Annotated in this window: 29 protein-coding genes and 1 tRNA gene; 17 read left to right on the top strand and 13 right to left on the bottom strand. The window is 68.2% G+C overall.

The genetic code is table 11. The features are described 5' to 3' along the window. The first annotated feature begins 196 nt into the window (after nucleotides 1-196). From napE to ABDW59_RS01950, 14 genes are all read left to right on the top strand, one after another. Nucleotides 197-367, top strand: coding sequence for a periplasmic nitrate reductase, NapE protein (napE, locus tag ABDW59_RS02015; RefSeq protein ID WP_343627703.1), 171 nt, complete (start codon nucleotides 197-199; stop codon nucleotides 365-367). 105 nt (nucleotides 368-472) lie between these two features. Then, nucleotides 473-850: a chaperone NapD gene (locus ABDW59_RS02010; protein ID WP_343627702.1), complete on the top strand. Its 378-nt coding sequence runs from the start codon at nucleotides 473-475 to the stop codon at nucleotides 848-850. Next, nucleotides 834-3,329, top strand: coding sequence for a periplasmic nitrate reductase subunit alpha (napA, locus tag ABDW59_RS02005; RefSeq protein WP_343627700.1), 2,496 nt, complete (start codon nucleotides 834-836; stop codon nucleotides 3,327-3,329). Before ABDW59_RS02010 ends, napA begins: the two co-directional genes overlap by 17 nt. An 11-nt stretch (nucleotides 3,330-3,340) precedes the next feature. Next, nucleotides 3,341-3,877, top strand: coding sequence for a nitrate reductase cytochrome c-type subunit (locus tag ABDW59_RS02000; protein WP_343627698.1), 537 nt, complete (start codon nucleotides 3,341-3,343; stop codon nucleotides 3,875-3,877). Between the two features lie 15 nt (nucleotides 3,878-3,892). After that, nucleotides 3,893-4,585 (top strand): cytochrome c3 family protein, encoded by a 693-nt coding sequence (locus tag ABDW59_RS01995; protein WP_343627696.1) that lies wholly within the window; start codon nucleotides 3,893-3,895, stop codon nucleotides 4,583-4,585. Further along, nucleotides 4,560-5,237 carry a heme ABC exporter ATP-binding protein CcmA gene (ccmA, locus tag ABDW59_RS01990; protein ID WP_343627694.1) on the top strand — a complete coding sequence of 226 codons (678 nt, stop codon included), beginning with the start codon at nucleotides 4,560-4,562 and terminating at the stop codon, nucleotides 5,235-5,237. The genes ABDW59_RS01995 and ccmA overlap by 26 nt, the downstream gene beginning before the upstream one ends. Further along, nucleotides 5,237-5,890, top strand: a complete 654-nt coding sequence (gene ccmB, locus ABDW59_RS01985; protein WP_343627693.1) for a heme exporter protein CcmB — start codon at nucleotides 5,237-5,239, stop codon at nucleotides 5,888-5,890. The genes ccmA and ccmB overlap by 1 nt, the downstream gene beginning before the upstream one ends. Nucleotides 5,891-5,954: 64 nt before the next feature. Then, nucleotides 5,955-6,701, top strand: a complete 747-nt coding sequence (gene ccmC / locus ABDW59_RS01980) for a heme ABC transporter permease CcmC (RefSeq protein ID WP_343627692.1) — start codon at nucleotides 5,955-5,957, stop codon at nucleotides 6,699-6,701. Continuing rightward, nucleotides 6,698-6,838: a hypothetical protein gene (locus tag ABDW59_RS01975; RefSeq protein ID WP_343627691.1), complete on the top strand. Its 141-nt coding sequence runs from the start codon at nucleotides 6,698-6,700 to the stop codon at nucleotides 6,836-6,838. Before ccmC ends, ABDW59_RS01975 begins: the two co-directional genes overlap by 4 nt. Next, on the top strand, nucleotides 6,835-7,287 hold the full coding sequence (ccmE, locus tag ABDW59_RS01970) for a cytochrome c maturation protein CcmE (RefSeq protein WP_343627690.1): 453 nt from the start codon (nucleotides 6,835-6,837) through the stop codon (nucleotides 7,285-7,287). The genes ABDW59_RS01975 and ccmE overlap by 4 nt, the downstream gene beginning before the upstream one ends. Further along, on the top strand, nucleotides 7,284-9,368 hold the full coding sequence (locus tag ABDW59_RS01965) for a heme lyase CcmF/NrfE family subunit (RefSeq protein WP_343627688.1): 2,085 nt from the start codon (nucleotides 7,284-7,286) through the stop codon (nucleotides 9,366-9,368). The genes ccmE and ABDW59_RS01965 overlap by 4 nt, the downstream gene beginning before the upstream one ends. Beyond that, entirely contained in the window at nucleotides 9,368-9,886 is a 519-nt protein-coding gene (locus ABDW59_RS01960; RefSeq protein ID WP_343627686.1) for a DsbE family thiol:disulfide interchange protein, read from the top strand. Before ABDW59_RS01965 ends, ABDW59_RS01960 begins: the two co-directional genes overlap by 1 nt. Beyond that, on the top strand, nucleotides 9,883-10,446 hold the full coding sequence (locus tag ABDW59_RS01955) for a cytochrome c-type biogenesis protein (RefSeq protein WP_343627685.1): 564 nt from the start codon (nucleotides 9,883-9,885) through the stop codon (nucleotides 10,444-10,446). The genes ABDW59_RS01960 and ABDW59_RS01955 overlap by 4 nt, the downstream gene beginning before the upstream one ends. Continuing rightward, nucleotides 10,443-11,255 carry a hypothetical protein gene (locus ABDW59_RS01950; RefSeq protein WP_343627683.1) on the top strand — a complete coding sequence of 271 codons (813 nt, stop codon included), beginning with the start codon at nucleotides 10,443-10,445 and terminating at the stop codon, nucleotides 11,253-11,255. Before ABDW59_RS01955 ends, ABDW59_RS01950 begins: the two co-directional genes overlap by 4 nt. A gap of 50 nt (nucleotides 11,256-11,305) precedes the next feature. On the opposite strand, the gene ABDW59_RS01945 is transcribed toward ABDW59_RS01950, so the two are convergent. From ABDW59_RS01945 to petA, 7 genes are all read right to left on the bottom strand, one after another. Continuing rightward, nucleotides 11,306-11,986: a DVUA0089 family protein gene (locus tag ABDW59_RS01945; protein WP_343627682.1), complete on the bottom strand. Its 681-nt coding sequence runs from the start codon at nucleotides 11,984-11,986 to the stop codon at nucleotides 11,306-11,308. 283 nt (nucleotides 11,987-12,269) lie between these two features. Further along, a tRNA-Thr gene (locus ABDW59_RS01940) sits at nucleotides 12,270-12,345 on the bottom strand. A 90-nt stretch (nucleotides 12,346-12,435) separates the two neighbouring features. Beyond that, the gene (locus ABDW59_RS01935) at nucleotides 12,436-12,957 is read right to left on the bottom strand and encodes a ClpXP protease specificity-enhancing factor (protein WP_343627681.1); all 522 of its coding nucleotides are present in this window, start codon (nucleotides 12,955-12,957) and stop codon (nucleotides 12,436-12,438) included. Nucleotides 12,958-12,971: 14 nt separating this feature from the next. After that, complete coding sequence (locus ABDW59_RS01930) at nucleotides 12,972-13,589, bottom strand: glutathione S-transferase N-terminal domain-containing protein (protein ID WP_067061738.1); 618 nt, start codon at nucleotides 13,587-13,589, stop codon at nucleotides 12,972-12,974. 120 nt (nucleotides 13,590-13,709) lie between these two features. After that, entirely contained in the window at nucleotides 13,710-14,492 is a 783-nt protein-coding gene (locus ABDW59_RS01925) for a cytochrome c1 (RefSeq protein WP_343627679.1), read from the bottom strand. A gap of 25 nt (nucleotides 14,493-14,517) precedes the next feature. Further along, entirely contained in the window at nucleotides 14,518-15,918 is a 1,401-nt protein-coding gene (locus ABDW59_RS01920; RefSeq protein ID WP_343627677.1) for a cytochrome bc complex cytochrome b subunit, read from the bottom strand. A 17-nt stretch (nucleotides 15,919-15,935) separates the two neighbouring features. After that, nucleotides 15,936-16,532: a ubiquinol-cytochrome c reductase iron-sulfur subunit gene (gene petA / locus ABDW59_RS01915; protein ID WP_343627676.1), complete on the bottom strand. Its 597-nt coding sequence runs from the start codon at nucleotides 16,530-16,532 to the stop codon at nucleotides 15,936-15,938. Between the two features lie 219 nt (nucleotides 16,533-16,751). Here petA and mscL point away from each other — a divergent pair, with 219 nt between their 5' ends. Both mscL and ABDW59_RS01905 read left to right on the top strand, forming a co-directional pair. Continuing rightward, nucleotides 16,752-17,195 (top strand): large conductance mechanosensitive channel protein MscL, encoded by a 444-nt coding sequence (gene mscL / locus ABDW59_RS01910; RefSeq protein ID WP_343627675.1) that lies wholly within the window; start codon nucleotides 16,752-16,754, stop codon nucleotides 17,193-17,195. Nucleotides 17,196-17,312: 117 nt separating this feature from the next. After that, the gene (locus tag ABDW59_RS01905; protein ID WP_343627674.1) at nucleotides 17,313-19,748 is read left to right on the top strand and encodes a DUF1631 family protein; all 2,436 of its coding nucleotides are present in this window, start codon (nucleotides 17,313-17,315) and stop codon (nucleotides 19,746-19,748) included. 56 nt (nucleotides 19,749-19,804) lie between these two features. Here ABDW59_RS01905 and pdxA read toward each other — a convergent pair whose 3' ends face one another. Both pdxA and ABDW59_RS01895 read right to left on the bottom strand, forming a co-directional pair. Further along, nucleotides 19,805-20,821 carry a 4-hydroxythreonine-4-phosphate dehydrogenase PdxA gene (gene pdxA, locus ABDW59_RS01900; RefSeq protein WP_343627673.1) on the bottom strand — a complete coding sequence of 339 codons (1,017 nt, stop codon included), beginning with the start codon at nucleotides 20,819-20,821 and terminating at the stop codon, nucleotides 19,805-19,807. Beyond that, nucleotides 20,818-21,570 carry a Nif3-like dinuclear metal center hexameric protein gene (locus ABDW59_RS01895; protein ID WP_343627672.1) on the bottom strand — a complete coding sequence of 251 codons (753 nt, stop codon included), beginning with the start codon at nucleotides 21,568-21,570 and terminating at the stop codon, nucleotides 20,818-20,820. The genes pdxA and ABDW59_RS01895 overlap by 4 nt, the downstream gene beginning before the upstream one ends. 13 nt (nucleotides 21,571-21,583) lie before the next feature. Between ABDW59_RS01895 and ABDW59_RS01890 the strand changes: the two genes are divergently transcribed. Further along, a complete protein-coding gene (locus ABDW59_RS01890; protein WP_343627671.1) occupies nucleotides 21,584-22,756 on the top strand; it encodes a trypsin-like peptidase domain-containing protein in 1,173 nt (390 codons plus the stop codon). 112 nt (nucleotides 22,757-22,868) lie between these two features. Here ABDW59_RS01890 and tatC read toward each other — a convergent pair whose 3' ends face one another. The 4 genes from tatC to ABDW59_RS01870 form a co-directional block, all read right to left on the bottom strand. After that, nucleotides 22,869-23,666, bottom strand: coding sequence for a twin-arginine translocase subunit TatC (tatC, locus tag ABDW59_RS01885; RefSeq protein WP_343627670.1), 798 nt, complete (start codon nucleotides 23,664-23,666; stop codon nucleotides 22,869-22,871). Beyond that, a complete protein-coding gene (gene tatB / locus ABDW59_RS01880; RefSeq protein WP_343627669.1) occupies nucleotides 23,663-24,148 on the bottom strand; it encodes a Sec-independent protein translocase protein TatB in 486 nt (161 codons plus the stop codon). Before tatB ends, tatC begins: the two co-directional genes overlap by 4 nt. 11 nt (nucleotides 24,149-24,159) lie before the next feature. Continuing rightward, complete coding sequence (tatA, locus tag ABDW59_RS01875) at nucleotides 24,160-24,384, bottom strand: Sec-independent protein translocase subunit TatA (RefSeq protein WP_343627668.1); 225 nt, start codon at nucleotides 24,382-24,384, stop codon at nucleotides 24,160-24,162. A 191-nt stretch (nucleotides 24,385-24,575) separates the two neighbouring features. Beyond that, complete coding sequence (locus ABDW59_RS01870) at nucleotides 24,576-24,923, bottom strand: histidine triad nucleotide-binding protein (RefSeq protein ID WP_343627666.1); 348 nt, start codon at nucleotides 24,921-24,923, stop codon at nucleotides 24,576-24,578. Nucleotides 24,924-24,930: the final 7 nt, after the last annotated feature.

Below are 24,930 nucleotides of genomic sequence, written 5' to 3'. Positions count from 1 at the left end.
GCCCCGCCGGCGAAGAATCGCGCCCATGTCCTCGCAGTCTGCCCCGCTCTCGACCGACGCCTGCCGATACCGCTCGTCGGACACGGGTGACGCGGCGTTGACAGCAATTCCCGCGTCCAGATATAAGCCTTTCCGTCGCCCTTCGAACAAACAAGATGCCGGTAGGCACAGGGGACGACGCTCAGGGAGCAGCCTCATGCCAACCTTCCCCAAGCCCTCCACGGCCCCGTCCACGCGGTCCGAGGAGTTGCGCAGCTTCATCTTCCTCTCCGTCGTCATGGCGCCCGTGCTGGCGGTCCTGACCGTCGCGAGCTACGGCTTCATCGTCTGGATCTACCAGATGTTCGCGGGCCCTCCAGGCAGCTAGTCCTGGACGACCACGGCGCGTCCATCCGCGCCGTCCCCCCCGCAGCGATCGGCCCCACCGGCGGGTGCCCGACCGCATCCATTGCCTCAACCCCACGGGTTGCCCATGACTTCTGAAATGCACATCGCCAGCGTGGTGGTGCAGGCGCAGCCACGCCTGCTCGACGACGTCGCGTCGGCGGTCCAGGACCTGCCCGGCGCGCGCATTCACGGCCGCTCGGACGCCGGGAAGCTGGTCGTGACGCTGGACGGTTCCACCGCCGACGACATCCTCGACCAGGTCCGCGCGATGCAGCAGCTGCGCGGCGTGGTCAACGTGGCGCTGGTCTACCAGCACATCGAGCCGGAGCCCCAGCCAGGGCAGGACGCCGACGAGGGCGGCGTTCACGGCAATCAGGGGCTTCACGGCCTCGACAACGACAACGGCCGCGTCACGGCGGCCACCGACATGGACAAGGAGTTCGACCATGAGCACACGACGTGATTTCGTCCGCCATTCCGCCGCCGTCGCGGCGGGCGCGGTGGCGGGGATTCCGATCGAGGTCCTGGCCCAGGACGGCAGCGTGGCCGCGGACGCGTCCAAGCTGACCTGGTCCAAGGCGCCCTGTCGCTTCTGCGGCACCGGCTGCCACGTGCAGGTCGCGGTCAAGGACAACCACGTCGTGGCCACGCAGGGCGACCCGGAGGCCGAGGTCAACCGCGGCCTGAACTGCGTCAAGGGCTACTTCCTGTCCAAGATCATGTATGGGGCGGACCGGCTGACCACGCCCGTGCTGCGCATGAAGAACGGCCGGTACGCCAAGGACGGCGAGTTCACACCGATCAGCTGGGACCAGGCCTTCGACGTGATGGCCGAGCAGTGCAAGAAGACGCTCAAGGCCAAGGGGCCGACGGCGGTGGGCATGTTCGGCTCGGGCCAGTGGACGGTCTGGGAGGGCTACGCGGCGGTCAAGCTGATGAAGGCCGGCCTGCGCAGCAACAACATCGACCCCAACGCTCGCCACTGCATGGCCTCGGCGGTGACGGGCTTCATGCGCACCTTCGGCATGGACGAGCCCATGGGCTGCTATGACGACATCGAGAACGCCACGGCGTTCGTCCTGTGGGGCTCCAACATGGCGGAGATGCACCCGGTCCTGTGGACCCGGGTCACCGACCGCCGGCTCAGCGGGCCGGACGTCAAGGTCGCGGTGCTGTCGACCTTCGAGCACCGCTCCTACGAGCTGGCCGACATCGAGCTCACCTTCAAGCCGCAGACCGATCTGGCGATCCTGAACTACATCGCCAACTACATCATCACGACGGGCCGGGTGAACAAGGAGTTCGTCGAGAAGCACGCCAACTTCAAGCTGGGCAACGCGGACATCGGCTACGGCCTGCGGCCCGAGCACCCGCTGCAGAAGGCGGCGAAGAACGCGGGCGATCCCAACGGCGCCAAGCCCATCAGCTTCGACGAGTACGCCAAGTTCGTCAGCAAGTACGACCTGGACTACACCGCCGAGCTCACCGGCGTCCCGAAGAACCGGCTCAAAGCGCTGGCCGAGCTCTACGCCGATCCCAAGGTCAAGGTGATGTCCTTCTGGACCATGGGCTTCAACCAGCACACGCGCGGCACCTGGGCCAACAACCTCGTCTACAACATCCACCTGCTGACCGGGAAGATCTCGACGCCGGGGAACAGCCCGTTCTCGCTGACCGGACAACCCTCGGCCTGCGGCACGGCGCGCGAGGTGGGCACGTTCTCGCACCGGCTGCCGGCGGACATGGTGGTGGCCAACCCCAAGCACCGCGCCCATGCCGAGGAGATCTGGAAGATCCCCGAGGGCACCATCCCCGCCAAGCCCGGCTATCACGCGGTCGAGCAGAACCGCAAGCTCAAGGACGGCGCGCTCAATTTCTATTGGGTGATGGTCAACAACAACATGCAGGCCGGCGCCAACCTGACGCAGGAGGGCTACCCCGGCTACCGCAACCCGGAGAACTTCATCGTCGTCTCCGACGTCTATCCGACGGTGACCGGCGTCGCGGCCGACCTGATCCTGCCCAGCGCGATGTGGGTGGAGAAGGAAGGCGCCTACGGAAACGCCGAGCGGCGCACGCACTTCTGGCATCAGCTGGTGAAGGCGCCGGGGCAGGCGCGCTCCGACCTGTGGCAGTTGGTGGAGTTCTCCAAGCGCTTCAAGGTCGAGGAGGTCTGGCCGGAGGAGTTGATCGCCAAGCAGCCCGCGCTGCGCGGCAAGACGCTCTACGACGTGCTCTACCGCAACGGTCAGGTCGACAAGTTCCCGGTCGCGGACCTGGACAAGAACTACGCCAACGACGAGGCGCAGGCCTTCGGCTTCTATCTGCAGAAGGGCTTGTTCGAGGAGTACGCCAGCTTCGGCCGCGGCCACGGGCATGACCTGGCTCCGTTCGACGAGTACCACAAGGCCCGCGGCCTGCGCTGGCCGGTCGTCAACGGCAAGGAGACGCGCTGGCGCTACCGCGAGGGCGAGGATCCCTATGTGAAAGCCGGCACCGGCTGGCAGTTCTACGGGAACGCGGACGGCAAGGCCAACATCTTCGCCCTGCCCTACGAGCCCCCGGCCGAGTCGCCCGACAAGGACTACCCGTTCTGGCTGTCCACCGGGCGGGTGCTGGAGCACTGGCACTCGGGCTCGATGACGCGGCGCGTTCCGGAACTTCATCGCGCCGTGCCCAACGCCTACTGCTACATGCATCCGGACGACGCCAAGGCGCTGGGCGTGCGGCGCGGCACGCTGGTGGAGATCTCGTCGCGGCGCGGCAAGATGCAGACGCGGGTGGAGACCCGCGGCCGCAACAAGCCGCCGCGCGGCCTGGTGTTCGTGCCCTGGTTCGACGCCAGCGAGCTGATCAACAAGGTCACGCTGGACGCCACGGATCCGATCTCGCTGCAGACCGACTTCAAGAAGTGCGCGGTCAAGATCAGCAAGATCGCCTGAGGAGGACCGCGATGAACACGATGCACACCTTGCGCCGCCTCGCGGCGGTCCTGATGACCGGCGCGGCGCTGCTGGCGGGCGCGGTCGCGCTCGCCCAGCAGCCCGGGCTGCAGAAGGGCCAGACCTTCGTCGACGCCGCTCGCGGCCCGACGCCCGTCCTCGAGACGACCAAGCCGCCGCTGCTGGGCAACGCCGTCAACGACGACCTGCGCCGCACCCGCAACTACACGATGCAGCCACCGACGATCCCGCATCGGGTGGACGGCTACCAGGTCGACAAGAACTTCAACAAGTGCCTGGACTGCCATGCGCGCGCCAAGACGGCGGTGTCGCAGGCCATCCCGGTCAGCGTCACCCATTACATGGACCGCGACGGGCACATGCTGGGCCAGGTCTCGACCCGGCGCTACTTCTGCCTGCAATGCCACGTCCCGCAGGACGCGGCCCCGCTGGTGGTGCCCAACACCTTCGTCGACGTCGACGCGCTGATCCAGCGCGACCAGCAGAACCGCAGCAAGGACGCCGGCAAGGCGCCCGCGCGCAAGTGAGGGCGGAGGACGGCCATGTTTCAAGCCACGATCCGGCTCCTGCACCGCTACTGGACCGTCCTGCGACGGCCCAGCGTGCACTTCAGCCTGGGCTTTCTGACGCTGGGCGGCTTCATCGGCGGCATCGTGTTCTGGGGCGCGTTCAACACCGCCATGGAACTGACCAACACCGAGGCCTTCTGCACCGGCTGCCACGAGATGCGCGAGAACGTCTACGCGGAGCTCAAGAGCACCATCCACTACACCAACCGCTCGGGCGTGCGGGCGATCTGCTCGAACTGCCATGTCCCGCATGACTGGACCTACAAGATCGCCCGCAAGATGCAGGCGTCCAAGGAGGTCTGGGGCAAGATCTTCGGCACCATCTCCACGCGCGAGAAGTTCCAGGAGAAACGCCTGGAGCTGGCGCAGCACGAGTGGGCGCGGCTGAAGGCCAACGACTCGCTGGAGTGCCGCAACTGCCACAACTACGACTCGATGGACTTCACGCGCCAGAGCGTGCGGGCGCAGGCGATGCACTCGACCTATCTGGCGAGCAAGGAGAAGACCTGCATCGACTGCCACAAGGGCATCGCGCACCACCTCCCCCACATCCCGCCCGGCGAGGGTCCGTCCGACAGCCCCGGACAGACGGTGCCCAAGGGCGACGACGCCGCGCGCGTGAGCGCGGCCGGACCCAACGATGCCGACCGTCCCGCCCAGCGCTGAAGCGTTGCGCATCGAGCGGCTGGGCTGCGTGCGCGGTGGACGATGGCTGTTCCGTGACCTGAGCCTGGAGCTGCGCGCGGGTCGGGCGCTGGCGCTGCGCGGCGCCAACGGCAGCGGCAAGAGCAGCCTGCTGCGGGCCATCGCGGGCCTGCTCCCCATCAAGACCGGCGTGATCGACCGGCCCAGCGGCTTCGCCTATCTCGCGCATCAGAACGGGCTGAACCTGGATCTGACCGTTGAGGAGAACCTGGTCTTCGCTCGGCGCATCGCCGGCTTCGACGACGGGGCTGGCAGCGGCCGCAGCCAGGCGCCGCGCATCCGCACGATCAGCGATGCGCTCGACGCGGTCGGCCTGCGCAACTTCGCCCCGCTGCAGGTTCGGCGCTTGTCGCAAGGACAGCGACGCCGGGTCGCGCTCGCCCGTGTGGCGATGAGCGGGCAGTCGCTCTGGTTGCTGGACGAGCCCACTGCGGCGCTGGACACCGGCGGCGAGGCGCGCTTCCATACGCTGCTCGACGCGCACCTGAGTTCCGGCGGCCTGGCGGTCGTCGCGACCCACCACCCGCTCGCGCTCCCGCTGGAGCGCCTCATCGATCTGGATCTGGACGCCCATCGCGCCCATGCCCGCCATGCAGACGCCCTCCCCGCATGATGCTGGCGCTGCTTCATCGCGACCTGCGACTGACGGCGGCGCGCCCCTCCGACGCGCTGGGTCCGCTGGCCTTCTTCGTCGTCGCGGCCAGCCTGTTCCCGCTGGCCATCGGGCCGGACGCGGCGCTGCTGCGCGCGCTGGGGCCAGGTGTGATCTGGGTCTGCGCGCTGCTCGCGATGCTGCTGTCGCAGTACCGGCTGTTCGAGACGGATCTGGCGGACGGCAGCCTCGAGCAATCGCTGCTGGCGCCCGGCGGCGCGCTGGCGGTAGTCGCGGCCAAGACGCTGGGGCACTGGCTGATGACCGGGCTGCCGCTGGTGCTGGTCGCACCGCCGCTCGCGTTGCAGTACGGCCTGCCGGGCGAGGTCGTAGGCGTGCTGGCGCTCGCACTGCTGCTGGGCACGCCGTCGCTGTCGCTGCTCGGCGCCTTGGGCGCGGCGCTGACCTTGGGGCTGCGGGGTCATGTGTTGCTCGCGCTGATCGTGTTGCCGCTGTGCGTGCCGGTGCTGATCTTCGGCAGCGGCGCGGCCGTCGCATCGCTTCACGGTCTATCGGCGTCGCCGCATCTGAGCTTGCTGGGCGCGGTGCTGCTGGTCGCGCTGGTCACCGTACCCTGGGCGGCGAGCGCCGCGCTCCGGCTCGCCGTCGAATGACCGCCGCGGCCCCGTCGATCCCCCCGGTGCCATCGATCTCACCGCCCTCTTCCATCGCCTTGCCATGACCGTCCACACCACCCGACTCGGCAGCCCGCCGCGCCACGAGGCGCCGCCCCGGCGCTGGCGCGCGCTGACCTCGCCGGTCCGCTTCGATCCCTGGGCCGCGCGTGTCATCCCGTGGTTCGCGGGACTGGCGGCGCTGCTCGCGCTCGCGGGGCTCTGGGTCGCGTTCTTCGTCGCGCCCACCGACCACCAGCAGGGCGAGGTCTACCGGCTCATCTTCATCCACGTGCCCGCCGCCTGGATGTCGATGTTCCTGTACCTGGTCGCCGCGCTGCACGCCGCGCTCGGGCTCACGTACCACACGCGGCTGTCCTTCGTGATGGCCCGCGCGATCGCGCCCACCGGCGCGCTCTTCACCGCCATCGCGCTGTGGACCGGCGCCGCCTGGGGCAAGCCGACCTGGGGCACCTGGTGGGTCTGGGATGCCCGGCTCACCTCCGAGCTCCTGCTGCTCTTCCTCTACCTGGGCTACCTCGCGTTGGTCTCGGCCATCGAGGACACCCGGCGCGCCGACATCGCCGGCGCCCTCCTCCTGCTCGTGGGCGTGGTCAACGTGCCCGTCATCTACTTCTCGGTCCAGTGGTGGAGCACGCTCCATCAAGGCGCCTCCATCCGCTTCGACACCGCGCCGTCCATGGCCGCGTCCATGCTGACCGGCATGTTGCTGATGGCGCTGGCCTGCTGGGCCTATGCCATCGCGGTATCGCTCGCTCGCGCGCGCTGTCTGCTGCGGGAATCCCCATGAACGCTCACGCTTTCTTCCTGGCCGTCGGCTGGACCTCCGCCCTGCTCCTCTTCGTCGAGATCTTCGTGCTGTGGCGCCGCAGTCGCCGCCTGCTGGCAACGCCGCTGCGCCCGTCCGATGAGGAGAACGCGTCATGAAAGCCCGCCATCGCCGCTTGATGTTCATCGTGATCGGGCTCGCGGCGCTCAGCGGCGCGACGGCGCTGGTGCTGCGCGCGCTCAGCGACAACGTCACCTTCTTCTTCAGCCCGACCCAAGTGCACGCCGAGCAGGCGCCGCGCGACGCCGCCTTCCGGCTCGGGGGTCTCGTGGAGCTCGACTCGCTGCGCCGCGACGCCGACGGATTGAGCGTGCGCTTCATCGTCACCGACGAGACCCAGCGCATCCCCGTCACCTATCGCGGGCTGCTGCCCGACCTGTTCAAGGAGGGCAAGGGCGTCGTCGTCTCCGGACGGCTCGCCCATGACGGCTCCTTCACCGCCACCGAGGTCCTGGCCAAGCACGACGAAAACTACATGCCGCCCGAGGCCGCGCAAGCGCTCGAGCGGGGCCGCGCGAAGAAGACCGGCACGGGAGTCCAGCCATGATTCCGGAGATCGGCGTCTTCGCGCTGGTGCTGGCGCTGCTGGTGGCCGTGGTCCAGGGGACGCTGCCGCTGATCGGCGCGCACTGGCGCATCGAGCCCTGGATCCGCGTCGCCAAGCCGGCGGCGCTGCTGCAGGGCGCGCTCAGCCTGCTGGCCTTCGCGGCGCTGGGCTGGTCCTTCCTGGCCGGCGATTTCTCTGTGCTGTACGTGGCGGCCAACTCGCATTCCAAGCTGCCCGCGATCTACCGCTTCACCGCGGTCTGGGGCGGTCATGAGGGCTCGATGCTGCTGTGGCAGACGCTGCTCGCCGGCTGGGGCTGCGCGGTGGCGCTGCGCAGCCGCGCGCTGCCGCCCGATTACGCCGCGCGCGTGCTCGCGGTGATGGGCTGGCTGGGCATCGGCATGCTGCTGTTCCTGCTCTTCCTGTCGAATCCGTTCTCGCGCCTGTCGCCTGCCGCGCCCGAAGGCCGCGACCTGAATCCGCTGCTGCAGGACCCCGGCATGGTCGCGCATCCGCCGCTGCTCTACATGGGCTACGTCGGCTTCGCGGTGGCGTTCGCGTTCGGGCTGGCGGCGCTGATCTCGGGCCGGCTGGACGCCACCTGGGCGCGCTGGTCGCGCCCGTGGACGCTGGCCGCCTGGAGCTTCCTCACGCTGGGCATCCTGCTGGGCAGCGCCTGGGCTTACGGCGTGCTGGGCTGGGGCGGCTGGTGGTTCTGGGATCCGGTGGAGAACGCCTCGCTGATGCCCTGGCTGGCGGGGACGGCGCTGATCCATTCGCTGATCGTCACCGACCGGTGCGGCGCTTTCAGAAGCTGGACCGTGCTGCTCGCGATCGCGGCCTTCTCGCTCAGCCTGCTGGGGACCTTCCTGGTGCGCTCGGGCGTGCTGACCTCGGTCCACGCCTTCGCGGTCGATCCGGGGCGCGGGCTCTACATCCTCTGCCTGATGATCGCGGTGGTGGGCGGCTCGCTGCTGCTCTTCGCCTGGCGGGCGCCCAACGTCGGACTGGGCGGCCGCTTCGCGGCGCTCTCGCGCGAGACGCTGCTGCTGATCAACAACGTGCTGTTCGTCGCCGCCGCGCTGGCCGTGCTGCTGGGGACGCTCTACCCGCTGGCGCTGGACCTGCTGCGCGGCGAGAAGATCTCCGTCGGCCCGCCCTACTTCGAGGCTGTCGTGATTCCGCTGATCGTCCCGGCGCTGCTGCTGATGGGCGTGGGGCCGCTGGCTCGCTGGAAGCGCGCGCCCCGGCCCGAGCTGGCGCGGCAGATGCGCTGGGCGCTGGCGGCCAGCGCGCTGTGCACGCTGGCGCTGTCGGCGCTCGCCGCCTGGGCGGTGCCGGCGGCGTCGCGCGGCATGTCCGGCTGGACGCCGCTGGCCAGTTTTGGCGTGGTGCTCGCGGCCTGGTGTGTCGGCGCCGCGATCGCGCATGCGGTCGAGCGCTTGAGCGCTGGCAACGACGAGGACGGTCGGCTGGCTTCGCTGTGGCGTCGCGCGCGCCGCCAGCCGGCGAGCTGGTGGGGCATGCTGGCCGCGCATGCCGGCGTCGGCGTGTTCGTGCTCGGCGCGACGCTGGCGACCGGCTTCGAGCATCGGCGCGAGGCGACCCTGGCGCTGGGCGGCAGCGTCGACGTGGCGGGTCTGCGCTTCCGGCTGGAGGCGCTCACCCCGGGCGAGGGCCCCAATCACGACCGCATGCGCGGCACGTTTGTCGTCGATGCGCTCGATGGTGACGGCGGCCGCACGCTGGGCGAGATCGCCCGCGTGTATCCGGAGAAGCGCGTCTTCCACGCGGACGGCACCGCGCTCAGCCAGCCGGCCATCGACGTCGGCTGGCGTCGCGATCTGTTCGTGGTGCTGGCCGAGCCGCTGCCCGATGGCCGCTGGAGCGTGCGCGTGCAGGTCAAGCCCTTCATGGCCTGGATCTGGGCCGGCGTCGCGCTGATGGCCCTGGGCGGTCTGCTGGGGCTCGCGGATCGGCGCTATCGCCCGTCGCGCGTCACGGACACGAGCCGGGCCGCACGCGGCCCTGACGAGCGCGCCATCCCCGCCGTCGGCGGCATCCGACCGGAGGCGTCCTGATGCGATTCCTGATACCGCTCGGTCTGTTCCTGGTGCTCGCGCTGATGCTGGGGCTGGGGCTGGACCGCGATCCCCGGGTGCTGCCCTCGGCGCTGATCGATCGCCCGGCCCCGGCCTTCGTGCGACCGGTGCTCGATGCCCCGGACCAGCGCTTCGGCACCGCGGCCATGAAGGGCAAGGTGTGGATGCTCAACGTCTGGGCGTCCTGGTGCGAGCCCTGCCGGCAGGAGCTACCCACGCTGCGCCAGCTCGCCGCGCGCGACGGCGTCCCGCTCTACGGGCTCAACTACAAGGACCAGGACGAACCGGCGCTGGCGCTGCTGGCGGGCGTCGGCAATCCGTACCGGGCCTCGGCGGTGGACGCGGACGGCCGGGTGGGCATGGACTTCGGCGTGCAAGGCGTGCCGGAGACCTTCCTCATCGACGCCCAGGGCCGCGTGCGTTTGCGCCATCAAGGCCCCGTGACCGCCGAGGTCTGGCGCGACAAGCTGATGCCGGCGATGAAGGCGCTGCAATGAAGGCGATCGGGTCGAAGAGGTCGAAGAGGTCGATGACGTCGCTGAGATCGATGGGGCTGGCTGCAGCGTTCGCGGCGTGCGTGGCGGCCTCCTCGCTCGCCTTGACCGCGGGGCCGGCACTCTCCGCAAGCCCGACGACGACCGGGACACTTCGAGCCGAGGCGCCGCTGTCCGAGGCGCTGGAGGCACGCGAGAACTTGCTCGCGCACCATCTGCGCTGCGTCGTCTGCCAGAACCAGACGGTGGCCGAATCGAATGCGCCGCTCGCCGCCGACATGCGTCAGGTCATCCGCGAGCAGCTGCGCGCCGGCCGGGCGGACGACGAGATCGTGGCCTTCTTCGAGCAGCGCTATGGCGCCTTCGTCCGCTACTCGCCGCCCTGGCAGCCGTCGACCTGGCTGTTGTGGACGGGACCGTTTCTGGTGCTGCTCGTGGGACTGGCCGGGCTCGCCCTGGCGCTGCGCCGACGCGGCGCCTTCGATCCCTCGCTGAACGTCGACGATCCGCGCGCCGACGAGCCTCCCGACGCCGATCTTCTCGAACAAGGACCTTCCCGATGAATGCGCTGTTCCCGTTGTGGGCTGGCTCGACCACGCTGTTGCTGCTCGTGCTGGCGGTGCTGCTGCGACCCTTGCTGCGGGCCGATGGCGAGCCCACGCCTTCGCCTGGCCCTGCTGCGCGTCAGGTCGGACGGGGCTGGCGCCTGGGCGCCGCGGCGCTGGTGAGCCTGGCGCTGCCGATCGCGGCGCTGACCGTGTACCTGAAGGTCGGCAATCCCCGCGCAGCCGCCGAGATCGTGACCGGTGTCGGCACCGTCGAGCCGCATCCGACCACGGGCGTGGACGTCGAGGCGATGGTCGAGGGTCTGGCCGCGAAGCTGCGAGAGAAGCCGGACGATCTGCAGGGCTGGCAGATGCTGGCGCGCTCGCGCGAGGTGCAGGAGCGCTACGGCGATGCCGCCGAAGCCTATCGGCGCGCGATCGCGCTGGCGGGCGCGCCGGACCTGTTGCCGCTGCGCGCGAAGCTGCAGGCCGATCTGGCCGATGCCTTGGGATCGGCTCAGGGGGGTGATCTGTCGGGACCGGCACAGACGGCCATCGATGCCGCGCTGGCGCTGGATCCGGACCAGCCCAAGGCGCTCGCCCTGGGCGGCGCGGCGGCGGCGCGGCGCGGCGATCGGGTCACCGCTCGGCAGCACTGGACCCGCTTGCTGGGGCTGCTCGAGCCGGGCTCGGAGATGGCCCAGCGCGTGACCGACGATCTGGCGCGGCTCGCGGGCATGCCCTCGATGGGTCGGGCTCAGCCGAGCCGGGCCGCCGAGCCGGCGGGACCGCCCCGGGCGGCGTCGGCGGTGTCGGGTCGCCCCTAGCCGCCTCGGGCCGCGTCCAAGCTGCCTGCGCGCCCGAGGTGGCCGTGGGGTCAGGCCTTGCGGCGCAGGCGGCGCACGCCGCCCAGTCCGGCCAGCGCGATCGCGGCCAGCGCCAGCGAGGCGGGTTCCGGCACGTCGTTCTGCTGCGCGCCTTCCACGTTCAGGATGTCGAAGGCCCAGAACGAGGTGCGCTCACGACGGCCGTCGTCGCAGAAGACGCCATTGGCGCATTGGTTGGCCAGGAAGTTGGGGTTGCCGTCGTAGCGGAAGCCGTTCGACAGATTCGGGCCGATCGCGAAGTTGGCGTACTGCATCACCGACACGGTGTAGACGCCCGCGCTCAGGGTCAGGTCCAGGCAAGTGTCCCAGCGCGCGCCGCCGACCGGGTCCGGGTTGACGGACGCATCACCGCACGCCCCCGCGGTGCTGCTGATGGCGTCGTCGTTCTGGCCGACCAGTTCACCGCTGGCATCGAACAGCGCCAGGATCGGATCGAAGCCGCCCGCCGCGACCACGTTGCCATTGGCTTGCGTGCCGCCGGCGTAGCTGTAGGTGATCAGACGGACCGCCGAGGAGCCGTTGGCGGTGAAGGTGAAGGTCTGGACGTCGTTGGCCTTGCTGAAGTTGCCAGCGAAGGAGAAATCGGTCGGCGCCGCGTGGGCCACGGCCACCGCGCCCAAAGATGCGGCGACAGCCAAGGTCGCGAGGCCGCGACGGAACAAGTTCTGCATGAAGACTCCCTGTGAAGCCGGCTCTGGGAGGTCGGCCGGCGTGTTGAACACGGGGCGGCCTAGAGCAAACCCTGTGCCATTCGGGAAACATCATCAGAATCAATGACGTACAGATTGATACGTGTGATGGTTCACAGAACTGTCAAGCGGGTCGACAGTGACTTTCGGGCGATCGGCGGCGCCTGCAACCGCCTTGCGTCAGCGGCGGGAGCAGCTTTCGGAAGCCCGAATGAACGAAGCCCCGGTTCGTCCTGGGACGAATCGGGGCTTCGAGAGTGTTCGATGGTGCCGGCTATCGGATTCGAACTGATGACCTACCGCTTACAAGGCGGTTGCTCTACCAACTGAGCTAAGCCGGCACGCTGAAAACTGAGCGCCGCAATCAAGTGCGGCGTGGGCTTCATTCTAGACGCAAAAGAAGCCCGGCCCGGACTGGCCGGACCGCTGCGTCATTTGATGCGCTTGAGCGCCGGACGTCCGCCCGACGGACCCGCGCCGGGATCGTCATCCTCGGGCGGCGGGGTCATCACGGGCGAGGCTTCCGGCTTGGTCGGCTCGCCGTCGGCGTCCGAGGCCAGACGCAGGCCGCGCGGCGCGGCCGCCGGCCGAGGCGCCGCGGCTGACTCCTCCGGCGTGGGCGGCGGGAAGGCCATGCCCTGCCCGTTCTCCCTCGCGTAGATCGCCACCACGTGATCCACCGGCACCTGAATCTCGCGCGCGACGCCACCGAACCGGGCCTTGAACACGATCAGTTCATTGCCCAGGTCCAGATTGCTGGTCGCGTCGAAACCGACGTTCAGCACGATCTCGTTGTTGCTGACGTACTCCAAAGGGACCTGCACCGTGCGATCGACGTGCACCGCGATATAGGGCGTGAACCCGTTGTCGGTGCACCACTCGTGCAGTGCGCGGATCAGATAGGGCCGCGTCGAGCTGGCGGCCGAGGGGCCGCCGTCCTTGCTGTCATCCATAGCGCCGCAGTGTATTACTTGCGCATCACCTTCTCGGACGGCGTCAGCGCCTCGATGTACGCAGGACGCGAGAAGATCCGTTCGGCGTACTTCAGCAGCGGCACGGCGTTCTTCGACATGTCGATGCCGTAATAGTCCAGACGCCACAGCAGCGGAGCGATCGCGACGTCCAGCATCGAAAAATCGTCGCCCAGCATGTATTTGTTCTTCAGGAAGATCGGGGCCAGCTGCGTCAGGCGATCGCGGATCTGCGAACGGGCCTTTTCCAGCTGCTTCTCCGTCGGCTTGGTCGCCTGGCCACGGTTCTCCAGCACGTTGACGTGGGCGAACAGCTCCTTCTCGAAGTTGAACAGGAACAGGCGCACGCGGGCACGGGCGACCGGGTCCCCCGGCATCAGCTGCGGATGCGGGAAGCGCTCGTCGATGTACTCGTTGATGATGTGCGACTCGTACAGGATCAGGTCGCGTTCAACGAGGATGGGCACCTCGTTGTACGGGTTCATCAGCGCGATGTCTTCGGGCTTGGCGAACAGGTCGACGTCCCGGATCTCGAAATCCATGCCCTTCTCGAACAGAACGAACCGGCAACGGTGCGAGTAGGGGCAAGTGGTTCCGGAATAAAGCACCATCATGGCTGTGGACTCCTGTGGAAACCTCTCGGCTTCCTTCTTCTAAACAAACGACAACGCAGTGGGAGCCTTTCGGCGCCCCACTGCGCTTGAAGACCCGGCTCGCGCCAGATCATCGGACTTTTACTTGACGTCCTTCCAATAGGAAGCGTTCAAGCGCCAGGCGAACACGGTGAACCCCAGCAGGAACAGCACCACGATGATGCCGAGCCTGAACCGCAGACCCTGCGCCGGCTCGCCCATCCACTGGAGATAGGCGACCAGGTCGGCGATGGTCTCGTCGTACTGCTGCGTCGTCATCGTTCCGGGCGTGACCTGTTCGAAGCCTTTGAAGACATGCGTGACCTTGGCGGGGTCATGCGGGTCTTTTTCTTCCTCGAACCTGGCGGTGCGGACGCCCTGGAGCTCCCACAGCACATGCGGCATGGCCACGCTGGGGAAAGCGAGATTATTCCATCCCGTGGCCTTGGTTTCGTCGCGGTAGTACTTTCGCAGGTAGGTGTACAGGTAATCCGCACCGGATCCCTTGCTGCCGTCGGCCCGCGAACGGGCGATCACCGTGAGGTCGGGAGGCAACGTTCCGAACCATTCCTTGGCCTGTTTCGGGTCCAGCGAGACCTTCATCGTCTCGCCCACCTTCTCTCCGGCGAACAGCAGATTGGCCTTGATCTGCTCGTCGGTCAGGTCCAGGTCCTTGAGCCGGTTGTAGCGCATGAAGTTCGCGCTGTGGCAGTTCAGGCAGTAGTTGACGAAGATCTTGGCGCCGTTCTGCAGCGCCGCCATGTCGTTCATCTTCGTGGCCGGGAAGCGGTCCCACTCGATGCCGCCCTCCGACGCGAACGCCGTCGACATCAGCCCGGATCCGAGTGCGATGGACGTCAACAGCGTGGCGATGATTTTCTTCATTCGTTCGACTCCGTGACGTTGGCGATCAATGCGGCGTGAAGGTCACGCGATCGGGAACAGGCTTGAACGAGCCCGCGCGGCTCCACCACGGCATCAGCAGGAAGAAGCCGAAGTAGTAGAGCGTGCCGATCTGCGACACGATGGTGCCGGCGTCCGACGGCGGCTTGATGCCCAGGTAGCCCAGCACCAGGAAGTCCAGGACGAAGATGCCGTACAGGTACTTGTGCCAGTCGGGGCGGTATCGGATGGACTTCACCGGGCTGTGATCCAGCCACGGGAGGAAGAACAGGATGATGACCGCGCCGCCCATCACCACGACGCCCCAGAACTTCGCGTCGAAGAACTTCAGCAGCGCAATGCCGACCAGCGCCAGGACGATGGTCGCGAGCTTGCCCTTGCCTGAAAACGCGCTGCGCAGCACCGTCAGCACCGCGGCCCCCGCCACGATGACGCACAGCACGTTGACCATCACGTCGGTGGTCGCGCGCAGCATCGAATAGAACGGGGTGAAGTACCACACCGGTGCGATGTGCGAGGGCGTCTTCAGCGGGTCGGCCGGGATGAAATTGTTGTACTCCAGGAAGTAGCCACCGAGCTCCGGCGCGAAGAAGATGATGGACGTGAAGACCATCAGGAACAGGCCGACGCCGAAGATGTCATGCACCGTGTAATACGGGTGGAACGGGATGCCGTCCAGCGGGTGTCCGTCCGGGCCCTTCTTCGCCTTGATCTCGACGCCGTCCGGGTTGTTCGAGCCCACTTCATGCAGCGCGATGATGTGCGCCACCACCAGGCCCAGCAGCACCAGCGGCACCGCGATGACGTGGAAGCTGAAGAAGCGGTTCAGCGTCGCGTCGCCGACGACGTAGTCGCCACGGATCAGCAGCGCCAGGTCCGGACCCACGAACGGGACCGCGGCGAACAGGTTCACGATCACCTGCGCGCCCCAGTAGGACATCTGGCCCCACGGGAGCAGATAGCCCATGAAGGCCTCGGCCATCAGGCACAGGAAGATCGCGCAGCCGAAGACCCAGACCAGCTCGCGCGGCTTGCGGTACGAGCCGTACAGCAGCCCCCGGAACATGTGCAGATAGACCACGACGAAGAACGCCGAGGCGCCCGTCGAGTGCATGTAGCGGATCAGCCAGCCCCAGGGCACGTCCCGCATGATGTACTCGACCGACGCGAACGCGAGCGCGGCGTCGGGCTTGTAATGCATCACCAGGAAGATGCCGGTGACGATCTGGATCACCAGCACCAGCAGCGCGAGCGAGCCGAAGATGTACCACCAGTTGAAGTTCTTCGGAGCGTAGTACTCCGACATGTGCTCCTTGTAGAGCTGGGTCGCGGGGAACCGGTTGTCCACCCACGTCATCAGCCGCACGCCCATCGGAGCGCCGGCGGGTGCTTCCTTGAATTCAGCCATGTCGTCCTCGGTCCTGGTTAGGCCTTCTTGTCTTCACCGATCAACAACTTGGTGTCGGACAGGAACGCGTAGGGGGGCACTTCGAGGTTGTCGGGTGCCGGCTTGTTCTTGAACACGCGACCCGCCATGTCGAAGGTCGAGCCATGACACGGGCAGAGGAAGCCGCCATGCCAGTTGTCCGGCAATGACGCTTGCGGCCCCGCCTGGAACTTGTCACTGGGCGAGCAGCCCAGGTGCGAGCAAATGCCCACCACCACCAGATACTCCGGCTTGAGCGAGCGCCACTCGTTCTTGGCGTATTCCGGGATGGGATACGCCTTGCGGTCGGAGTTGGGGTCGGCCAGGTCCGCGTCGTTGGACTTGAGCGCGTCGAGCTGCTCCTTGGTCCGACGCACGATCCAGACGGGCTTGCCCCGCCATTCGACGGTCAGCTTCTGACCGGGTTGAAGCGCGCTGATGTCGACTTCGACGGCGGCGCCTGCGGCCTTGGCCCGCTCACTCGGGGCGAAGGTGCTGACGAACGGGACGGCGGTGGCCACGCCGCCTACTGCTCCCGCGCAACCGGTGGCGATCAGCCAGGTGCGCTTGCCTTGGTCCACTTGTTGGTCACTCATTGGGGTCCTTACAGGGAACTTCTGATCAGGGGCAACCAAAGATTCTAGGCACGAAAAATCCTGGCCGCCCCTAGGCGCTCTACCGATGTGCAGGCGCGCACCAAGTTGACATTTCTGGTGGCGCGAACCCCGGTAGGATGCTTGCTCGGTGGCGGAGGGCCACCCGGGAAAGCGCTTGGTATTAGCGCCTTCGCACACCTGAACCACAAGGAGCAAGCGATGGGTTTTTTGACCGAATTCCGAGAGTTCGCCGTCAAGGGCAACGTGATGGACCTGGCCGTCGGCGTGATCATCGGCGGCGCCTTCGGCAAGATCGTCGACTCGGTGGTCAAGGATCTGATCATGCCGCTGGTGGGCAAGGTCGTCGGCGGCCTGGACTTCAGCAACTACTTCGTGATGCTGTCCGACCCGCCCGCCGGGTACACCGGCCCCATGACCTATGAGGCCCTGACCAAGGCCGGCGTCCCGCTGTTCGCGTACGGCAGCTTCCTGACCGTGCTGCTGAACTTCATCATCCTGGCGCTGATCATCTTCGTCATGATCAAGCAGGTGAACCGCCTCAAGCGCGAAACCCCGGCCGCGCCCGTCGCGCCGGCCGCCACCCCGGAGGACATCGTCCTGCTGCGCGAGATCCGCGATTCGCTGAGGCGTGACAAAGCGTAAAGCCGCGGTCAATCGTCAGCTTTTGCGCGAATGACGCGCGCCACCCATCCATACGGGGGATGGGCTGGCTGATACTTGTCATGTGGTGCCATCACCACATTGCGTCCTGATGCCTCGATGAATCGTCTCAACCCCCACGTCGACGTGGCGCTGCAGCGCGTGCGGACGGCGGCGGAACAAGCCGCCGAACGCGGCGCCGAAGGTCTGGGTCTCTCCGCCCTGTCCGCAGGACAGGCCAAGCGGCGGGACGCGCTGTTGTCCGCCCAGTTCCTCTTCCGCAAGCATCAGGCGCTCTTCTCGCAGCGTTTTGATCAGTCCATGCGTCAGCAGGCCGCGGAGGAGTCGACCAGTTCGACCGCCGCCACGAACTCGGCGTCGTCCTCGTCGCGCGCCGGCGCCAAGTCGACGCAATGGGACCAGCTCTCCCTGATGGACGACGACCAGGTCAACGCGATGGTCGCCACCGACCGCATCGGCCTGGCGCTCGGTCACCAGAGCGAGTGGGAGCTGCGCGAGGTCAACGCCTTCATGGGCGACATCCCCGGGGTCTCCGACGAGCGGCATCCGCTGCGCCCGCAGGCGATCGCGCAAGCCTTGCTCGAGGGCGTGAACGCCGTCACCGACGACGCCGAGACCCGCCAGATCCTCACCGACGAGCTGACCCGCGCGATGGCGCTGGAGATGCGCGCCTGCTACGCCGACATCGCCGGACTGTTCCGCAGCCGCGGCCTGCGCCCGCAGGACCTGCGCGTGCGCGGCACCGACAGCCACCGAGGCGCCGGCACACGCGGTCTGGGCGGAAGCACCTCGGGCGTGCCGCTGCACGACAGCCGCTACGCGACCCTGCCCGGCGCCCTGCAGGCCGGTGGCCACGGCAGTCGTGCCGGCGGCTTGCACAGCGTGTCGGGCGGTTTCCAGGGCGGCGGCCCGGGCGCCTATGGCGGCGTGGCCGGTCATGGCGGACACGGTGGCCATGGCGGCAGCGTCGATCCTCAACTGATGGACCTGCTGCGCCGGCTGGCGCAGAGCCCGTCCGGCGGCCTCTCCGGCCCGAGCACCGGCGGCGGCCTCGCATCCAACAGCCAGTGGCAGGGCTGGGACGCCGACCCGGGCGCGGGCGGCTACCTCGACGGCGGCCCCATCGTCCTGCCGCCCAACCTGATCCACCTGCACCGCGACGAACTGCGCCAGGCGGCGAGCGGCTCGCTGGACCACATGGTGATCGACGTGGTCGCGGGCCTGTTCGACCAGATCCTGTCCGACGCCAAGCTGCCGCCGCTGATGGCGCAGCAGATCGCTCGGCTGCAGCTGCCGGTACTGCGCGCGGCCCTGGGCGACCGCTCCTTCTTCTCGTCGCGGCGCCATCCGGTGCGGCGACTGGTCAACCGCATCGCCTCGCTGGCGGCGGCTTACGACGATTTCACCGACGACCCCGGCAAGTCCTTCCTCGCGCTGGTGCGCGAGCTGGTCCAGGACGTGGTCAGCGGCGATTTCGACCGCATGGACCTGTACGAGTCCAAGCTCGACCAGCTGGACCAGTTCATCGCCGACCAATCCGCCCAGACGCTGAAGTCGCAGGGCGACGCGGCGGCGCTGCTGGAGCGCAAGGAAACCGAGCTCCGTCTGCAGCAGCGCTACATGCAGCAGCTCGAGCGCGCGATGGCGGACATGGACCTGCGCGACTTCATGCGCGAGTTCCTGACCCGCACCTGGAGCGAGGTGCTGGTCTACGCCTCCCGCCATCCCGACCTGGACGCCGCGCTGGTGGATCGCCTGCGGCAGATGGGCCGCGACCTGGTCCTGTCGGTACAGCCGAAAACAACGCCGCAGCAGCGCCAGGCCTTCCTCGCCTCGCTGCCGGTGCTGATGCGCACGCTCAACGAAGGCCTGGATCTGGTCCGCTGGCCGGAGCCCTCGCGCAAGAAGTTCTTCGCCGAACTGCTGCCGGCGCATGCGGAATCGCTCAAGGGTCAGGCCTTGAGCCCGCTGGAATACAACCTGCTGGCCAAGCAGCTGGAGTCGGTCTTCGGCATGGCCCCGCCGCGCGAGCAGGACCTCCCGGCGCCCAACGCCAAGAACGATTCGCTGGATCTGGACCTCACCGAGCGCCTGTCCGACGAGGAAGCACGCCGATTGGGCCTGGTCCAGGACGAGCACGTGGATTGGTCGGGCGAGGTGGACATCGACCTGAGCGCCGACGAGCAGCCGCTGGCTGCCGTCGACATCAGCATCGACGGCCTGCCCGCGGCCGAGGAGGCGCCCGCGCCCACCGCCGGCGAATTGCTGATCGACCACCTGCAGCTGGGCGTCGCCTATCAGATGCATCGCGACGGCCAGTGGGAGAAGGTGCGTCTGGCCCACATCAGCGCCAGCCGCAGCTTCTTCATCTTCACCCACGGCCAGAAGCATCAGCAGACGCTGACCATGACCGCGCGCATGCTGCGCAAGCTGTGCGAGGCCGGCCGCCTGCGCGCCTTCGAGCACGCCCATCTGCTGGAACGCGCCACCGCGCGCGCGCGTCAGCAGCTCGCGGCGCTGGGCGCCAAGGCCTGAGAGCGGGCCCTACGGCCGCTCTCTTTCCGCATTCGATCCGCCGACCGATCCGCCGTTCAGTCCGCCGACATCGTCCGCGCCATGCGGATCGCCGCAGCCATGCTGGCCGGATCAGCACGACCTGACCCCGCGATGTCGAAGGCGGTCCCGTGATCGGGGCTGGTCCGCACCAGCGGCAGCCCCAGCGTCACGTTGACGCCCTGCTCCACGCCCAGGTACTTCACCGGGATCAGGCCCTGGTCATGCGTCATCGCCACGACGGCGTCGAACTCGCCCGGATGCGCCGGTGGCGCATGGCGCGCGCGCATGAACACGGTGTCCGGGGCGAACGGGCCGCGCGCATCGATCCCGAGCGAGCGCGCCTGATCGATGGCCGGCGCGATGTGATGGATCTCCTCGTCACCGAACAGGCCGCCCTCCCCCGCATGCGGATTCAGGCCGGCGACGCCGATGCGCGGCGCGGCGATGCCCGCGCGGCGCAAGGCTTCGTCGGTGATGCGCAAGGTCTGCAGCACGCGGCCGGTGGTGATCTGGTCGACCGCCTGACGCAGCGCGACATGGATGGTCACCAGCACCACCCGCAGCTCGTCGTTGGCCAGCATCATGCGCACCGGCGGCAGGCGGCCCTGCCCGTCGGCGCACAGCGCCTGCAGCAGCTCGGTGTGACCCGGATGGTCGATGCCGCCGGCATGCAGCGCCTCCTTGTGGATGGGCGCCGTCACCAGCGCGCGGGATCGCCCGGCCTGCTGCTCATGGACCGCCGCGATGATGCAGCGCGCCGCGGCGGCGCCCGCCTCGGCGCTCACGCGGCCCAGCGGCTGATCGAGCAGATCCGCAGGCAAACCCGCCGGCTGCCACACGGGCAGGCAGTCCGGTGGCGCGACATCGTCGGCCTGGTCGAGCACCGCCACCGGCAACGCCAGGCCCATGAGGCCCAGCGCACGCCGGAACACACCCGCATCGCCCACCAGCCGCAGGTCCGCGCCGCGATCAGCCGCCCAGGCCGCGACGGCGATCTCAGGGCCGATGCCGCAGGCGTCGCCCATGGTCAGGAGCAAGGGACGGGTGCTCATGCCGGATTCGGGATGTCGATGAATCGGTACTGCAGGCCGAGCTGCTCGCTCACTGCCTTGCCCAGCGCCTGCACGCCGTAGCGTTCGGTCGCGTGATGGCCGGCGGCGATGAAGGCCACGCCGGTCTCGGCCGCGTAATGCGCCTGCGGCTCGGAGATCTCGCCGGTGATGAAGACATCGGCGCCCGCCGCGATCGCGGCTTCGAAGTAGCCCTGCGCGCCGCCGGTGCACCAGGCCACGCGCTTGAGCGGCCGCCCATCGCCGGCGGCCCGCACCGCCGCGCGTCCCAGGCGCGCTTCCACATGCGCGCTCAGCTCGTCCAGCGAATTCAGGCCCGCCGGCAGCGCGCCGATGTAGCCCAGATCCTGTTCACCGAAACGCGCATCGGCGGCCCAGCCCAGATGCCGGGCGAGCTGCGCGTTGTTGCCCAGCTCCGCATGCGCGTCCAGCGGCAGGTGATAGGCGAACAGGCTGATCTCATGCGCCAGCAGCCGTGCCAGGCGTTGCTTCATCCAACCGACCACGCGTCCGTCCTGGCCGCGCCAGAACAGCCCATGATGAACGAGGATGGCGTCGGCGCCACTCTCGATGGCGGCGTCGATCAGCGCCAGACTGGCCGTGACCCCGCACACCAGGTGCCGCACCTGATCGCGGCCCTCGACCTGCAGACCGTTCGGCCCATAATCCTTGAACCGCGAGGGCTCCAGCGTGGCGGCGAGCAGCCGCTCCAGCTCCGTGCGATGTGCCATGACAGGATCTCTTTTGCGTCAAACCTGGCTGATTTTCTCCCAGGCCACCACGGTGGCGCTGGCAGGCTATTTCGTCGTCCACACGCTCAAGCCGGAATGGCTGCAGGCGCCGCCCCAAGTCGGCCATGTGGTGCCCACGCTGCCGGCCGCCGAGGGCGCCCCTCCGCGCGCCGCCGTGCAGTTCAGCTTCGCCGCGGCGGCACAGGCCGCATCGCCCGCGGTGGTCGCGGTGCTGGCCAACAAGCCGGCCCCGAGCCAGCGTGAGATCGACGCCGATCCCTGGCTGCGCTTCCACTTCGGCAAGCGGCTGCCGCAGCAGGCGCGTCCGCAGACGGGACTGGGCTCGGGCGTGATCGTCTCGCCGGAGGGCTACGTCCTGACCAACAACCATGTGGTGTCGGGGGCGACCGAGATCCGGGTGCAGCTCGCCGACGGCCGCGACACCGAGGCCAAGCTGGTCGGCACCGATCCCGAGACCGATCTGGCGGTGCTGCGCATCACGCTGCCGGCCCCTCTCCCCGTGATCCATCCGGGCAAGGCCGGCGAGCTGCAGGTCGGCGACGTGGTGCTGGCCATCGGCAATCCGTTCAACGTCGGACAGACGGTGACCTCGGGCATCGTGAGCGCGCTGGGTCGCACGCAACTGGGCCTGAGCACCTTCGAGAACTTCATCCAGACCGATGCCGCCATCAATCCCGGCAACTCCGGCGGGGCGCTGGTCGACGTGCAGGGGCGGCTGGTGGGCATCAACACGGCAATCTATTCGCGCACCGGCGGCGGCAGCCTGGGCATCGGCTTCGCGATCCCGGTGGACTCCGCCTATCAGGTGCTGGAAGCGCTGGTGAAGGATGGCAAGGTCTCGCGCGGCTGGCTGGGCGTGATCACCGGCGACATCAACTCGGACGTCGTGGAGACGCTCAAGCTCAGCGTGGACCACGGCGTGCTGGTCAAGGAAGTGTTCAAGGCCAGCCCCGCGGCCAAGGCGGGCCTGGAAGCGGGCGACGTGGTCACCGACGTGGGCGGCCAGCCGGTGCGCACGCCGCGAGAGCTGGTCAATGTGGTGGCGGCGCTCAAGCCCGACAGCAAGACCATCATCGCGGTGCAGCGCGGCAAGGACTCACTGAAGCTGCCGCTGCAGGTCGGCCTGCGCCAGCCTCAGACGACGGACGACACCTCGCCCGAGTGACACCCGCACAGGCGCCTGCCAGGGCCCGAAAGAGAAACGCCGCCGTCGGAGCCCCGAGGCGGCGTTGTCGTTTGAGGTGTCATCGCGGCGCCTGACGCGCCACGCGGGGCGATCAAGCCGCCGGCTTGCCGTCGCCGTTGCCTTCGGCCTCGTCGTCCGGTGCGCGGCTGTAGCGGCCGAACGCGTTCGCGGCCCACAGGCCGACCTCGTAGAGCAGGCACATCGGGATCGCCAGCGCGAGCTGCGAGACGATGTCCGGCGGCGTGATCACCGCCGCGATGACGAAGGCCAGCACGATGAAGTAGCCGCGGAACTGCTTGAGCTGCTCCACCGAGACGATGCCCATGCGCGCCAGCACGACCACGACCACCGGCACCTCGAACGCGGCGCCGAAGGCGATGAACATGTTCATCACGAAGCCCAGGTAGGCCTCGATGTCCGGCGTCGGAGAGATGCTCTTGGGGGCGAAGCTCTGGATGAAGGTGAAGACCTTGCCGAAGACGAAGAAGTAGCAGAACGCCACCCCCGCGAAGAACAGCAGGGTGCTGGACACCACCAGCGGCAGCACCAGCCGCTTCTCATGCGAGTACAGGCCCGGCGCGACGAAGGCCCAGACCTGATAGAGCACCACGGGAAGCGCGACCAGGAAGCCGGCCAGCAGCGTGATCTTCAGCGGAACCAGGAAGGGGGACAGCACGTTGGTCGCGATCATCGAGCTCCCTTGCGGGAGGTGCGAGACCAGCGGGACCGCCAGCAGGTCGAACAGACCGCCCGGCCCCGGCCAGACGCACAGCGCGCCGAAGGCGACCAGGACCGCAAGCAGCGCCCGGATCAGCCGGTCGCGCAGCTCCATCAGATGGGACACGAAAGGCTGTTCGGTGCCGGCGAGTTCGTCTTCTTGTTGGCTCATGTCGCTCGGCGAGGGGGACGGAAGCGGGCCACGCGGGCCGCGCCGGATTGCGCATGCCGGCGCACGCCGGACTGCTGCTTGTACCAGAGCGGCGTCGCGCCGCGCTTCAGGCGCCAGTTCTTCTTGGGATGCGCGTAGACCGGGACCGGCGACACGTAGCCGCCGATCGAGCCGTCCGAGGACGTGCCGTCCACGGACAGGTCCGACCAGGTCGACTGCAGCGTCTCATTGGCCGAATCCACGCCCTGCTGCACGCTGGCCTGCACGTCGCTGACGGCGGTCTCGAACTGGCCCTTCATCTTCTGGAGTTCCTCCAGTTCGATGGACCGGTTCACTTCCGCCTTGACGTCGGAGACATAGCGCTGCGCCTTGCCCAGCAGCGTCCCCACCGTGCGGGCCACGCGCGGCAGGCGCTCAGGGCCCAGCACGACCAGCGCCACCGCGCCGATCAGCACCAGCTTGTCAAAACCGAAATCGACCATGCCGGCCGCGCTCAGCGCTGCTTGGCGTCGACGTCGACGGTGTTCGGATCAGCCGCCTTGTTGGTGTTGGCGACCTGCTGCGCGGGCGCGTCGGCCGTGCCGTCCTTCATGCCGTCCTTGAAGCCCTTGACCGCGGCGCCGAGGTCGCCGCCGACGTTGCGCAGCTTCTTGGTGCCGAAGACGGCGATGACCACGACCAGCACGATCAGCCAATGCCAAATGCTCAAACCACCCATGACAATCTCCAGAGTCGAATGCGAAATTCTACGACCCGCACGTGACAGGCAAGCGGGGGATCTGCACCATCCCTTGCCCGCATCAGCGGCTTATCTGCCCAATCTCAACCGATGGGCGAACTCATTCCTTGGTTTCCCCTCGCCCGCCTCTCTCGTGAGAGGGAGCGATCGCACGCCACTGGGGTGGGCGCTCAGCCTTTCAACCAGGGCCGCGGGCCGCCCATGGCGTGCATGTGGAGATGGAACACCTCCTGCCCGCCGTCCGAGCCGGTGTTGACCACCGTGCGGAAGCCGTTCGTCACGCCCAGCTCCTTCATCAGCTGGGGCACCAGCACGGCCATCTTGCCCATCAAGGCGGCGTGTTCCGGCGTCAGGTCGACCATGCTGGCGATGTGCTGCTTGGGAATCAGCAGGAAGTGCACCGGCGCCCAGGGTTGAATGTCGTGGAAGCCGAGCAGGTCCTCGTCCTCGTAGACCTTCTTGGACGGGATCTGGCCCTGGACGATCTTGCAGAAGATGCAGTTGGGGTCGTGGCTCATGGCGGGG

Origin of the sequence: Roseateles sp., assembly GCF_039595295.1 — a bacterium.
In the GTDB taxonomy this organism is placed as follows: Bacteria; Pseudomonadota; Gammaproteobacteria; order Burkholderiales; family Burkholderiaceae_C; genus Roseateles.
This window is presented reverse-complemented; position numbering and strand designations above follow the sequence as displayed.